The sequence below is a fragment of the Rothia nasimurium genome (genome assembly GCF_004569295.1).
Classification (GTDB): Bacteria; Actinomycetota; Actinomycetes; order Actinomycetales; family Micrococcaceae; genus Rothia; species Rothia nasimurium_B.
Map to the genome: position 1 here is coordinate 1 of NZ_SPQC01000021.1, position 12,416 is coordinate 12,416.

The following is a 12,416-nucleotide window of genomic DNA, read 5'->3' on the forward strand; positions in this document are numbered from 1 at the left end:
CCCCCCCCCCCAAAAAAAACAAAAGAATATCCATAAATCCGCCATTTACTCATGCTGACAAGGCTCTATACAACCTAAAGAATTTTAGGTGTTTTTTCTCTCAATAAAAAAATTCAGTTTTTAACGACACATCTGACTTACAAAAATAGATAGCGTAGGGAATCCTACGCTATCTACTACACGGTATCGGATGAGCTACCCTTACCCTCGTTCATCGACCACAGGAACCAGTGAAAGTTTGCCGCGATCATCAATCTTGGAAATCTCAACCTGAACCTTCTGGCCTACGCCGACGACGTCCTCAACGTCGTCCACGCGCTTGCCGTCGTTGAGCTTGCGCAGCTCGGAGATGTGCAGCAGGCCGTCCTTGCCGGGGGTCAGTGAGACGAAGGCACCGAAGGTGGTGGTCTTTACGACGGTACCCAGGTAGCGTTCGCCGACCTCGGGAATCTGCGGGTTAGCAATCGCGTTGATTGCTGCGCGTGCTGCTTCGGCCGAGGGGCCGTCGGTTGCGCCGATGTAGACGGTGCCGTCGTCCTCGATGGAAATGTCGGTGCCGGTGTCTTCCTGGATCTGGTTGATCATCTTGCCCTTGGGGCCGATGACCTCACCGATCTTGGCGACGGGAACCTGGACGGAAATCACGCGGGGTGCGTAGTCGCTCATCTCGTCGGGTGCGTCGATAGCTGCGTTGATGACCTCGAGGATGTGCAGGCGAGCTTCACGGGCCTGGGTCAGGGCGCCGGCCAGAACGGAGGCGGGAATGCCGTCGAGCTTGGTGTCCAGCTGGATAGCGGTCACGAACTCAGAGGTACCTGCGACCTTGAAGTCCATATCGCCCAGGGCGTCCTCAGCACCGAGAATATCGGTGAGGGCTGCGTAGCGTGTTTCGCCGTTGACCTCGTCAGAGACAAGACCCATAGCAATACCGGCGACGGGTGCGCGCAGGGGCACACCGGCGTTCAGCAGGGAGAGGGTGGAGGCACACACGGAACCCATGGAGGTAGAACCGTTGGAGCCCAGAGCCTCAGAGACCTGGCGGATAGCGTAGGGGAACTCCTCGCGTGAGGGCAGAACCGGGGTCAGGGCGCGCTCAGCGAGAGCACCGTGGCCGATTTCGCGACGCTTGGGTGATCCCACACGACCGGTTTCGCCGGTTGAGTAGGGAGGGAAGTTGTAGTGGTGGATGTAGCGCTTGGACTTGACCGGGTAGAGGGAGTCCAGCTGCTGCTCCATCTTGAGCATGTTCAGGGTGGTGACGCCCATAATCTGGGTTTCGCCACGCTCGAAGATGGCAGATCCATGGACGCGGGGCAGTACCTCAACCTCAGCGGTGAGCTGACGGATGTCGGTCAGGCCGCGGCCGTCGATACGGACCTGGTCAGTGAGGATGCGCTGACGCACAACGTGCTTGGTCAGGGCGTTGAAAGCTGCGTTGACTTCGTCCTCGCGGCCTTCGAATTCCTGACCTTCACCGGCGAGGGACTCTACGATTTCCTGCTGCAGGTCAGCGGACGCGGTTTCGCGGTCCTGCTTACCGGCAATGGAGTAGACCTCAACGATCTTGGGTTCAAAAGCCTTGACGGCTTCATCGATTTCTCCGGCACGCTTACCGAAGATGGGCAGCTCCAGAGCGGGCTTGCCAGCGCGCTTAGCCAGGTCAGCCTGGGCCTTGCAGAGGGCAGCGATGAAGGGCTTAGCCGCTTCGAGGCCCTCAGCAACAACTTCTTCGGTCGGTACGGTTGCGCCGTCTTCCTTGATGAGCTTCCAGGAGTTATCGGTAGCTTCAGCCTCAACCATCATGATGGCGATGTCTTCGGTGCCGTCAGCCTTGGTCACAACGCGACCGGCAACAGCCATATCGAAGACAGCGTTCTCAAGCTGGGAGTGCTTGGGGAAGGCAACCCACTGGCCGTCGATCAGAGCAACACGCACACCGCCAACGGGGCCTGCGAAGGGGGCACCGGAGAGGGTGGTGGAGCAGGACGCTGCGTTGATTGCTACGGTGTTGTAGATTTCGTCGGGCTCAATGGTGAGCACGGTGATGACGACCTGCACCTCGTTGCGGATGCCCTTCTTGAAGGCAGGACGCAGGGGGCGGTCGATCAGACGGGCAGCCAGAATCGCTTCGGTTGAGGGGCGGCCTTCACGGCGGAAGAAGGAGCCGGGGATCTTACCGGCTGCGTACATGCGCTCTTCAACGTCGACGGTCAGGGGGAAGAAGTCGAAGCCGTCACGGGGGCTCTTGCCGATAGCGGTGGCTGAGAGCAGGGTGGTGTCGTCGTCGATGGTAACCAGGGCAGAGCCTGCGGCCTGCTTGGCGAGGCGGCCGGTTTCGAAACGTACTACGCGCTTACCGAACTTGCCATTGTCAATGATTGCTTCTGCAAACTGAATTTCGGGACCTTCCAAGGTTCCTCCATTTCTGTTGTCTGCGCCGCGCCTTCGGTCATCGATTGAGGTTCACAGACCCCGCCGATGGGGCTTTCTGTAAACCGCTACCGAGGACCGTCAAAGCACGCGGCGACTTATTTCTATTCTGTGGGTGGTAGGTGTGGGTGAGGGCGTCACCCTCGACCAGCGGCGTCCGGCTATTAAGCCGGACGCGCGGGTTGCGGTGTCGCCCTCACGCTCACAAACCTTGTGTTATCGGCGGATACCGAGACGCTCGATGAGGGCGCGGTAACGCTCGATGTCGACGCTCTTGAGGTAGCCGAGCAGGTTGCGGCGGCGACCAACGAGAATCATCAGACCACGACGTGAGTGGTGGTCGTGCTTGTGGAACTTGAGGTGCTCGGTCAGGTCGGTGATACGACGAGTCAGAACTGCAACCTGAACCTCGGGTGAACCGGTGTCACCTTCGTGGGTTGCGTATTCCTTCATGATTTCCTGCTTGATCTTGGGATCAAGAGCCATGGGTTAACTCCTAGAGTTAGTGCCGTGTGCGGCCCGGTCAACATTTTTGCTGCCGGGTTGAGGGGCAAGGACGCCGGTGGGCGGCTTTCCCGCTGCAGGTAACTGCCACGGACTGCAGTCACATGCACAGTCAACTCTACAGCACAAGCCAGCCACCGGGAAGAGAGGCCCCGGTGGTAGCTTGCTCACCTGCTTCGCTTTATTAGCCCTGCCCGCAACAACAGTTTGTACCACGCGCGGCCCATTTTTAGTACCGTTTGCGGGCAGGGCGTGGTACAAACCTGGTCAAGCCGGCCGGGAGGGCTCCCCTTGCTATTTCTTTTCGCGTCCGAAGGCCAGAGAGGCGAGCGCGGTGGCACCGGTAACGGCGCACACAGCGGGCCAGGGGCCAATCTTCTTGTGCAGGGCATGAGAGTAGCCGAAGGCACCGAGGTAGACGGCGGTGAGGGCGGCAGCGGTGCCAGTTCCGGCGTTCTTCTTCCAGCCGGCAAAGGCAACAGCGCCGCCAGCGGCTAGGGCGACCCCGCCCAGGGCGCGGACGTTAGTAACACGGGCAACCTTGTAGCCGCCCATCAGGCCGGCTGAGGCAGCAGCGGTGGGAATCAGTACGTTCATGGTTTACACTCCACAGTTTTGTTGGGTTTATTGAGCAGGTGAAGCAGGCTCACAGCGAAGCTGTTGGCTCGGGGCTGGCGTAAATCGTCTCGTGAGCGCTAGCGAACCAGACGAGAGGGTCGGTAGCGAGCGTGAGCCTGTGCAACCTGCAGTGCACGAGCCTGCATAACCTGCTGAATATGCCTACAGTGAGTAGATTACTCCGCAGCTAGCGCTTGTGCCCTGAGCCTGGGAGAATAGTAAGCATGCAAATCACTGAGAATTTTGAGAAGCAGAAGACTAACGTTGAGTCTTTCGACCTGGATCATACCGCTGTGGCGGCGCCCTACGTGCGCGTAGCTGATCGTAAGACCCTGCCGGGTGGGGACGTCCTGATTAAGTACGATGTGCGTTTCACCCAGCCCAACAAGGGGCATCTGGGCATGAAGGCGGTTCACTCGATTGAGCACATGACCGCCCACCACATGCGCAATCACACCGACGCTCTGATTGACTTCTCCCCTATGGGCTGCCAGACCGGTTTCTACGCTCTGACCCTGGGTGTTGAGCCTGCCGATTTTATACAGATTCTTGAGGCTACGATGAATGACCTGCTAGAGGCCGATGAGGTTCCGGCCGCTAACGAGGTTCAGTGCGGTTGGGGTGCTAACCACTCCCTCGACGAGGCCCAGGCTGCGGTTCGTGCTTTCCTCGAGAAGAAGGACGAGTGGGAGCAGGTGATGGCCTAGTGTCGGCTTTTGCTCTTCCCGGCGGTTTTGATAACGCCGCTATCGTGCAGGTAGCCATGGACGAAGAGGCTGCCCCCTTCCTCACTAAGACCGAACCGGTCGGTGAGGCCTACGCCCTGGGCGAGACCCTCTTCTACCCCCGGGTGCTTGCCACCGGCACTGACGAGCTGAAGATTCTGCTGGTGCGCTCAAAGATTGGCCTGGTTAATGCCGCCACGGCCCTTTCTGTTGCCCTGGCGCTGGTGCCCACCCCGCGCGTCATTGTGTCTGCCGGTACCGCCGGCGGCCTGCGCGCCGACGTGAATGTGGGCGACCTAGCTATCGGCACCGACTACACTTACACGGACTCGGACGCCACCGCCTTCGGCTACGAGTTCGGGCAGGTTCCCGGCATGCCCGCAACCTACGCCACCGACCCGGTGCTGGTTGAGAAGGCCCGCGCTGCCGCAGCGGCCTACACCGGTGAAGGTAGCGTCCTCTTCGGGCAGATGCTAGCCGGCGGGTCTTTTGTTACCGCCCACAATGTCAAAGACACCCGCCAGCTCTTCCCCCAGGCGCTTTCTACCGACATGGAAACCACCGCCCTGGCTCAGATTAGCTCCAGCCGTTCCCTGCCCTTCATCGCGGTACGCGGTATCTCTGACCTCTGCGGCCCGGCCGCCGACCAGGACTTCCATATGGACGCCCCCATCGTGGCCGAACGAAGCGCTACCCTGGTGCTTGACCTGCTCAGCCGCTAACCCGCGTCCGCCCCGCTCCACCCGAGAGGAAAACCAATGCAAAACCATACCCTGCGCGACGGCACCTCAATCCCGCCCCTGGGCTTAGGCACCTACCCGCTCAACAACGTAAACGCCGAGGTCGCCGTCTCTGAGGCCATCGCCCGCGGCTACCGCCTCATTGACACCGCGGTGAACTACGAGAACGAGGTGGGTGTTGCCCGCGGCGTCCTGCGCTCAGGCACTGCACGCGATGAAATCTTCGTGCAGTCCAAACTGCCGGGGCGCGACCACGGCTACGAGCCTGCCCTCCGCTCCCTCGAAGGCACCCTGAGCCGTATGGGTTTTGACTACCTCGACGCCTACCTGATTCACTGGCCCAACCCCTCCCAGGGGCTCTACGTCGACACCTGGCGGGCTTTGATTAAGGCCCAGGAAGAGGGGCTGGTCAAGTCTATCGGCGTCTCTAACTTCCTGCCCGAGCACATCGACCGTCTGATTGAAGAAACCGGCGTAACCCCCGCCATCAACCAGATCGAGCTGCACCCCTACTCCCAGAAACAGGACTGGGCAGCCTACAACCTCGACCACGCCATTCTCACCCAGTGCTGGTCACCCCTGGGCCGCAAAACCGACCTGCTCAAGGAAGCCGCCCTCGAAACCATCGCCGCCGAAACCGGCAAAACCGTAGCCCAGGTGATACTGCGCTGGGAGATCCAGAAGAACCTGGTACCCCTGCCCAAGAGCTCCAACACCCTGCGCATGGAAGAAAACCTGGCAGTCTTCGACTGGGAACTCACCGACGACCAGATCGCCCGCATCGATGCACTCGAAGCAGGTGTGGGCCGCGGGTTTGACCCGAATACCCACGAAGAGATGTAGTATCTGGGCGCAGCAGGCTCGCGCTCGCACATAAAAAGTTCCCGGAATAAGAGCTCTTATCCCGGGAACTTTTTGTATGTTCTCTAGCCGATACCAAGAATGGTCTTGGCCTGTTCAACGTCGGCGTGTATCTGCTCAATCAGCGCTTCGACGCCGGTGTAGGCGACCATGCCGCGCAGGTAATCCACGAATTCTAGGGTGACGTGCTGCCCGTAGAGGTTGAAGTCTTCTACCTTCTCTTCGGGGCGGCCGATTACGTGAGCTTCGACCTGGCGGGTGGTGATGCCTTCGAAGGTGGGGTTGGTTCCCACCGAAACGGCAACGGGGTGGCGGGTTCCGGCCTCGTCAATCAGCCAGCCTGCGTACACACCGTCGCCAGGGACGAGGCCGACGGAATCGACGTCCATGTTGGCTGTGGGGAAGCCGAGTTCGCGGCCGCGGGCAGCACCGTGCACAACTTCGCCGCTCATGTAGTGGTTGCGGCCCAGAATAGAGGCGGCATCGCGCACCCGCCCTTCGGCGAGCAACTGCCGGATGGAAGTTGATGAGCAGCGGCGGTCATCGTGGGCGAGCAGGTCTTCAACAACGAGTACCTCAAAGCCGTATTTTTGGCTGAGTTCCTTCATGGTATTGAGGTCACCGGAGTTGTTGGTGCCGAAACGGACGTCATCGCCTATGACCACGAATTTGGCGTTGAGGGCATCAACGAAAGTTCGTTTGACGAATTCTTCGGGGGTTTGGGCGGCGAAGGCAAGGCTGTAGTGCAGCAGTAGGTAGTAGTCGACGCCGAGGTCAGCGAGGATTTTTTGGCGGCCGTCCTGCCCCATGATTTCGATGTGTACCCCGGCAGGGCCGTGAACGCGGGCGGGGTGGGGGTCGAAGGAGACGGCGACGGAGGAAAGACCGTGCACTTTAGCGGTGTTGACCAGGGTGGAGAGCACTTTTTGGTGGCCGATGTGCACGCCATCAAAGTTGCCGATGGTGACCACGGTGGGGCCGAAGTCGGCGGGGATCTGGGCGAGATCGGTAAAGCGCTTCACTGTGCTCCTCGGTTGGGTTGCTTCGTGTCTATACTACGCGTATTTGGGGCCTTCTGCTGAGGGCAGGCGGACGCCGGTGGTTAACGGGTGCGGGTGGGGCGGGTTTTGTTGAGCCACCAGAGGCCTACCATGGGCAGGATGAGGGGGATGTAGCCGTAGCCGGAGCCGAAGTGGGACCAGACGGAGGCTAGCTCAAAGTGCTGGGGTTGCAGGCAGGAGAAGATGCCGATGAGGAGCACCCCCGCCATTTCGATGCTGACGGCAGCCAGGGAAATTTTCCAGGCCCCCTCCTCCTTCTTAGCCAGAGCGATAGTAGCAACAAGGTAGATGAGGGCTGAGAGCGCTGAAAGACTGATAGACAGCGGGGCTTCATCGAACTTGCGGATAACCTGGTAAAGGGCCCGAGCCCCCGCCGATAGGGTAAAGACGCCGTAGATAACGACGAGCAGGCGGCCAAAGCCGCTATTTTTTGTAGCGGAGGCTTTGTTCTGTGTTTGATTCATTGTATTCTTCCATCTCCCATGCAATGTTGATGCTACTCTTACTGGCGTTTCGGGCCTTGAGCGCACGCCCTGCGCTCACTTTCTACCGCGCCCCAGTGCACCTGCCTAATAGTAGTACCAGAGCATGTTCATACGGTGCACCATGATAATCAGCACCGGCCCGGTTAGCCCCAGCACCAGGGTTGACCAGCGGGTTCGTTCGGAGAGCGACCATATGAAGGTGCCGACGGGGATAATCATGGCGGTGAGCAGGTAGCCGTAGTATTCAAGCCAGTCGCCGCTGGGGCCGTCCGTTGTGACCTGCATGATGATGGAGCCGACCAGGTAGATGATGAGGAAGGCTTCAAGGAGAATGACGGAGCCTTGTGACCAGTCGTCGGGGGTTGCTCCGCGCAGGAAGCGGATGAGGCAGATGAGGAAGGAGGCTAGGCCGAGCACGGTTATGGCCCAGAACCAGAGGTCAAGTCCGGCGATCATCATGACGAGTTAGTTTTCCTTGAAGGTTGTTCCGGCTTCGAAGACGAGCACGGGGGCGGCTACGTTTTCGCGGCGGAAGCGGGTGTTTTCGATGATGGCGACGAGGGTGCCGTTGGGGGCGAGGGCGGCGGTGAGGCCGGTAGTGGTGGGTTTGTCGTGCCCGCCGGTGGAGCCGGTTTTGGGGGCGGTGGTGGCGGGGCTACCTTCGGTGGGGGTGATGCGGCGGCCGTTGGCGAGGTCGGTGGCTTCGGCTGCGGTGAGGTTGCGGACGGCAAAGAGGCGGCGGGCTGCTTCTTCGATGGGTAGCAGAGGGGCTGCCTGTTCTGCTTCTCGCCTGGCGATGAGTTCGTCGAGGGTGTGGGCGTCTTCGGCGCAGATTTCGCCGATGGCGGTGCGGCGCAGGGCGGTGAGGTGGGCGCCGGTTCCTAGGGCTGCTCCGAGGTCGCGGGCTAAGGCGCGGATATAGGTGCCTGCTGAGCAGACGACGGTGACGTCGAGGTCGAGGACGCTGGTGCTCACCTCTTCTTCGCCCAGCTGGTAGGTGGCGGTGGCGGGGCGGGCGTCATGCAGGTCGAAGGAGTGCACGGTGATGGGCCGGGCTTCGAGTTCGACTTCTTCCCCTGAGCGCACGCGTGTGTAGGAGCGTACCCCGTTAACTTTGATGGCCGAGACAGCAGAGGGTACCTGCATGATGTCGCCGGTGAGGTCCGCAATGTGCTGCCTGATGGCGTCCTCGCTGATACTATTCAGCGCGCCATCGTTAGCGACGGCGGTAGCTTCGCCGTCCGCGTCGTCGGTGAGGGTGGAGACGCCGAGGCGGATGGTGGCGGTGTAGGTCTTGGTCTCCCCTACGACCCAGGTGAGCAGGCGGGTTGCCTTGTTGACGCCAAGGATGAGCACCCCCGTGGCCATGGGGTCGAGGGTGCCGGCGTGCCCGACTTTGCGGGTGCCGGCAATCCACCGCATTTTGGAGACCACGTCATGGCTGGTGAGTCCGGCGGGTTTGTCAACGACGATGAGGCCCGAGGGCCCGGTGGGTGCTTTCTTGGCCACGGTTTAGGCTTCGTCTTCCTCGGTTTCGGTGCTCTTGTAGGCGTCCTCGCCACCGGCGTATTCGGCACTTTCGCGGGCGGCGGCCAGTTCGGCGTCGCGTTCCTTGGTCTTACGCAGCAAATCTTCAATATGGGCTGCGTTGACGGGTACTTCGTCGGGGACGAAGGTGAGGGTGGGGGTCAAGCGCGCGGTGATGTTCTTGCCGACCTCTGAGCGCAGGATGCCCTTGGCTGATTCAAGGGCAGCCTTGGTGGAAGCCTGCTCTTCTTCGGAGCCGAAGACGGTGTAGTAGATGGTGGCGTGCTGGAGGTCGTTGGTGACGCGGGCGTCGGTGACGGTGATGAAGCCGAGGCGGGGGTCTTTGATGCGGCGTTCGAGGGCCTGGGCAACGATGACCTTGATGCGGTCGGCTAGGCGGGCGGCGCGTGCCGGATCTGCCATGGTGTTCTCCTTATCTAGAGAGGTTTCTATGTTTAAGTGTAAAGGCACCCTAGGGTTCGCGGCGAAGCTGCTGGCTCGGCGGCTGGCGTGAATCGCCTTATGAGCGAAGCGAACCAGGCGAGAGGGTCTGCAGCAAGCGCGAACCCTAGGGTACCTACAAAAGGACTTAGATACTAAGTCGCTTTAGACGCGGGGCTTTTCCTGCATCTCCCAGGTTTCAATGACATCGCCTTCCTTGATGTCGTTGAAGGAGCCCAGGCCTATACCACACTCGTAGCCTTCGCGGACTTCGGTGGCGTCGTCCTTGAAGCGGCGCAGGGATTCGATAGTGAGGTTGTCGGCGACAACTGCACCGTCGCGTACCAGGCGGGCCTTGGAGTTGCGCTTGATGATGCCGGTCTTGACGATGGAGCCTGCGATGTTGCCCCACTTGGAGGAGCGGAAGACTTCGCGGATTTCGGCGGAGCCGAGTTCGACTTCTTCGTATTCGGGCTTGAGCATGCCCTTGACGGCTGCTTCGACTTCTTCGATAGCGCGGTAGATGACGGAGTAGAACTTCATTTCTACGCCTTCACGGTCAGCCAGTTCTGCAACGCGTTCGGCGGGGCGGACGTTGAAGCCGATGATAATTGCGTTATCGACGGTTGCCAGGTTGACGTCGTTCTGGGTGATAGCACCTACGCCGCGGTGGATGACGCGCAACTGAACTTCGTCGCCGCCTGCCTCGATCTTCATGAGGGACTCTTCCAGGGCTTCAACAGCACCGGAGACGTCGCCCTTGATGATGAGGTTGAGGGTGTCCATCTTGCCTTCTGCCACTGCGGCGTCGAAGGATTCGAGGGTGACGCGCTTGCGGCGCTTGGCCAGCTGGGCGTTGCGGTCGGCTGCTTCACGCTTTTCGGCGATCTGGCGGGCAGTACGTTCTTCTTCGGTGGAGAGGAAGGTATCGCCTGCGCGGGGCACGGTGTTGAGGCCGAGTACCTGCACGGGGCGTGAGGGGCCGGCTTCTTCGACGTTGTTGCCGTTTTCGTCGAACATGGCACGGACGCGGCCGTAGGCGGAGCCTGCGACGATGGCGTCGCCGACGTGCAGGGTACCTGACTGGACGAGGACGGTGGTGACGGCACCGCGGCCCTTATCGAGGTTAGCTTCAATCGCTACACCGCGGGCTTCCTTGTTGGGGTTAGCCTTCAGTTCGAGGGCGCCGTCGGCGGTCAGGGTGACGGCTGCAAGCAGTTCGTCGATATTCTTACCCTGGCGGGCTGAGACCTCTACGAACATGGTGTCGCCACCGTATTCTTCGGGTACCAGTCCGTATTCGGTGAGCTGACCGCGAATCTTGTCGGGGTTAGCGCCTTCCTTATCAATCTTGTTGACGGCAACAACGATCGGTACGCCTGCGGCCTGGGCGTGGTTGAGGGCTTCAACGGTCTGGGGCATAACGCCGTCGTCCGCTGCGACAACCAGGATCGCGATGTCGGTGACCTTGGCACCGCGGGCACGCATAGCGGTGAAGGCCTCGTGACCGGGGGTGTCGATGAAGGTCAGGTAGCGCTCTTCGCCTTCGACCTCAGTGTGGATCTGGTAAGCACCGATGTGCTGGGTAATGCCGCCGGCTTCACCGTCGATGACGTTGGTGTTGCGGATGGCGTCGAGCAGACGGGTCTTACCGTGGTCTACGTGACCCATGACGGTCACGACGGGCGGGCGTACTTCAAGTACTTCGTCGTCCTCAGCCTCGGCTTCGGCAGCCAGGTTAATGTCGAAGGATTCGAGCAGTTCGCGCTCTTCGTCCTCGGGGGAAACGATCTTGATGACGTAGCCCAGTTCGGCGCCGAGCAGCTCGAAGGTCTCCTCGTCGAGGGACTGGGTCTGGGTCGCCATTTCACCCAGGTGAATCAGTACGGTCACCAAGGCTGCGGCGTTTGCGCCAATCTTCTCGGCGAAGTCCATCAGTGAGGCACCGCGACGCATACGAATCTCGGTTGTACCGTCGCCGTGGGGTACGGCTACGCCACCGATGGTCGGCTGACGCAGCTGCTCTTCACGACGCAGAGCTGACTTAGTCTTGCCCTTCTTCTTTTTGCCGCCACCGCGACCGAAAGCGCCCTGGGCGTTGCCGCGACCGCCGCCGGGGCCACCGCGACCGGGGCCGCGGTTGAAGCCGCCGCCACCGTTACCGCCACCGGGGCCGCCTGAGCCACGGCGAGGGCCGCCACCTGCGGGGGCACCGGCACCGCCACGGGCGCTGACGTTACCGCTCATCTTGGTGGGCATCATGTTAGGTGAGGGGCGGTTGCCTCCACCTGCGGATGCGGGGCGGGGTGCGCCGCCGGCAGGACGGGGTCCACCGGCACCGGCAGGACGGGGCCCGCCGGGGTTGTTGCCGCGGGCGTTACGGCCGCCTGCGGGGCGGGGGCCACCTGAGCGCTCGCCGCGCTCATTGCGGTCGTTGCGCTTGCCCATGCCCTGTGAAGTGGCGAAGGGGTTGTTGCCGGGGCGGGGGCCGGGCTTAGCGCCAGCGGGCTTGGGAGCTGCGGGCTTAGGGGCTGCCGGCTTAGGTGCAGACATACCCTGGGTGGTGGAGAAGGGGTTGTTGCCGGGGCGGGGGCCAGCGGGCTTCGCGGCGGCGTCCTTCTTCCCAGTGGCAGGTGCAGCCTCAGCTGAGGGCTTGGGGGCAGCGGGGGCTGCCGGGGTAGCCGGCTTCGGTGCGGGAGCACCGGGCTTGGGAGCGGACGCACCCGGCTTAGGCGCAGATGCACCGGGCTTGGGGGCGGACGCGGGGGTAGCAGCCTTCTTCTCAGCGGCGGGGGCCTCTGCGGAGGCACCGGCGTTGGGGAAGGCAGCACGCAGTTTCTTAACTACGGGCGGTTCAAGGGTTGATGATGCGCCCTTGACGAACTCGCCAAGTTCCTGAAGCTTAGCGACAGCTTCTTTAGAGGGGATTCCGAGTTCTTTAGCGATCTCGTGAACGCGGGGCTTAGCCACTTTTCTCCTGTTCTGGTTCGCACCGAACAGGGGCGAACCTTCAGTTTGTATGAG

12 protein-coding genes are annotated in these 12,416 nt (G+C 61.3%); 3 read left to right on the plus strand and 9 right to left on the minus strand.

The window, feature by feature from the left end:
- Nucleotides 1–201: 201 nt before the first annotated feature.
- From E4U03_RS06870 to E4U03_RS06880, 3 genes are all read right to left on the minus strand, one after another.
- Entirely contained in the window at nucleotides 202–2,412 is a 2,211-nt protein-coding gene (locus E4U03_RS06870) for a polyribonucleotide nucleotidyltransferase (RefSeq protein ID WP_135012744.1), read from the minus strand.
- Nucleotides 2,413–2,646: 234 nt separating this feature from the next.
- Nucleotides 2,647–2,916: a 30S ribosomal protein S15 gene (gene rpsO, locus E4U03_RS06875; RefSeq protein ID WP_135012745.1), complete on the minus strand. Its 270-nt coding sequence runs from the start codon at nucleotides 2,914–2,916 to the stop codon at nucleotides 2,647–2,649.
- 312 nt (nucleotides 2,917–3,228) lie between these two features.
- The gene (locus E4U03_RS06880) at nucleotides 3,229–3,531 is read right to left on the minus strand and encodes a hypothetical protein (RefSeq protein ID WP_135012747.1); all 303 of its coding nucleotides are present in this window, start codon (nucleotides 3,529–3,531) and stop codon (nucleotides 3,229–3,231) included.
- 245 nt (nucleotides 3,532–3,776) lie between these two features.
- On the opposite strand from E4U03_RS06880, the gene E4U03_RS06885 reads away from it, so the two are divergent.
- Genes E4U03_RS06885 through E4U03_RS06895 form a run of 3 tightly spaced genes read left to right on the plus strand, consistent with a single transcriptional unit; the run spans nucleotide 3,777 to nucleotide 5,860 of the window.
- On the plus strand, nucleotides 3,777–4,259 hold the full coding sequence (locus E4U03_RS06885) for an S-ribosylhomocysteine lyase (protein ID WP_135012749.1): 483 nt from the start codon (nucleotides 3,777–3,779) through the stop codon (nucleotides 4,257–4,259).
- Nucleotides 4,238–4,999 (plus strand): 5'-methylthioadenosine/S-adenosylhomocysteine nucleosidase, encoded by a 762-nt coding sequence (gene mtnN / locus E4U03_RS06890; RefSeq protein ID WP_245207687.1) that lies wholly within the window; start codon nucleotides 4,238–4,240, stop codon nucleotides 4,997–4,999. The genes E4U03_RS06885 and mtnN overlap by 22 nt, the downstream gene beginning before the upstream one ends.
- A 36-nt stretch (nucleotides 5,000–5,035) precedes the next feature.
- Nucleotides 5,036–5,860: an aldo/keto reductase gene (locus E4U03_RS06895; RefSeq protein WP_135012750.1), complete on the plus strand. Its 825-nt coding sequence runs from the start codon at nucleotides 5,036–5,038 to the stop codon at nucleotides 5,858–5,860.
- A gap of 83 nt (nucleotides 5,861–5,943) precedes the next feature.
- Here the strand turns inward: E4U03_RS06895 and E4U03_RS06900 are convergent, their stop codons facing one another.
- From E4U03_RS06900 to infB, 6 genes are all read right to left on the minus strand, one after another.
- Nucleotides 5,944–6,900 carry a bifunctional riboflavin kinase/FAD synthetase gene (locus tag E4U03_RS06900; RefSeq protein WP_135012752.1) on the minus strand — a complete coding sequence of 319 codons (957 nt, stop codon included), beginning with the start codon at nucleotides 6,898–6,900 and terminating at the stop codon, nucleotides 5,944–5,946.
- A gap of 80 nt (nucleotides 6,901–6,980) precedes the next feature.
- Nucleotides 6,981–7,403, minus strand: coding sequence for a hypothetical protein (locus E4U03_RS06905; protein ID WP_135012754.1), 423 nt, complete (start codon nucleotides 7,401–7,403; stop codon nucleotides 6,981–6,983).
- A 105-nt stretch (nucleotides 7,404–7,508) separates the two neighbouring features.
- Nucleotides 7,509–7,883, minus strand: coding sequence for a hypothetical protein (locus E4U03_RS06910; protein ID WP_228065988.1), 375 nt, complete (start codon nucleotides 7,881–7,883; stop codon nucleotides 7,509–7,511).
- A gap of 6 nt (nucleotides 7,884–7,889) precedes the next feature.
- Complete coding sequence (gene truB, locus E4U03_RS06915) at nucleotides 7,890–8,933, minus strand: tRNA pseudouridine(55) synthase TruB (protein WP_135012757.1); 1,044 nt, start codon at nucleotides 8,931–8,933, stop codon at nucleotides 7,890–7,892.
- Nucleotides 8,934–8,936: 3 nt separating this feature from the next.
- A complete protein-coding gene (gene rbfA / locus E4U03_RS06920; protein WP_135012760.1) occupies nucleotides 8,937–9,374 on the minus strand; it encodes a 30S ribosome-binding factor RbfA in 438 nt (145 codons plus the stop codon).
- Nucleotides 9,375–9,557: 183 nt separating this feature from the next.
- Nucleotides 9,558–12,362: a translation initiation factor IF-2 gene (infB, locus tag E4U03_RS06925; RefSeq protein ID WP_135012762.1), complete on the minus strand. Its 2,805-nt coding sequence runs from the start codon at nucleotides 12,360–12,362 to the stop codon at nucleotides 9,558–9,560.
- Nucleotides 12,363–12,416 lie beyond the last annotated feature (54 nt).

Excerpts from the sequence above, each read along its gene's own strand:
- rpsO (WP_135012745.1), bottom strand. The coding sequence starts at position 2,916 with ATGGCTCTTGATCCCAAGATCAAGCAGGAAATCATGAAGGAATACGCA.
- E4U03_RS06880 (WP_135012747.1), bottom strand. The coding sequence starts at position 3,531 with ATGAACGTACTGATTCCCACCGCTGCTGCCTCAGCCGGCCTGATGGGC.
- E4U03_RS06885 (WP_135012749.1), top strand. The coding sequence starts at position 3,777 with ATGCAAATCACTGAGAATTTTGAGAAGCAGAAGACTAACGTTGAGTCT.
- E4U03_RS06895 (WP_135012750.1), top strand. The coding sequence starts at position 5,036 with ATGCAAAACCATACCCTGCGCGACGGCACCTCAATCCCGCCCCTGGGC.
- E4U03_RS06905 (WP_135012754.1), bottom strand. The coding sequence starts at position 7,403 with ATGAATCAAACACAGAACAAAGCCTCCGCTACAAAAAATAGCGGCTTT.
- E4U03_RS06910 (WP_228065988.1), bottom strand. The coding sequence starts at position 7,883 with ATGATGATCGCCGGACTTGACCTCTGGTTCTGGGCCATAACCGTGCTC.
- rbfA (WP_135012760.1), bottom strand. The coding sequence starts at position 9,374 with ATGGCAGATCCGGCACGCGCCGCCCGCCTAGCCGACCGCATCAAGGTC.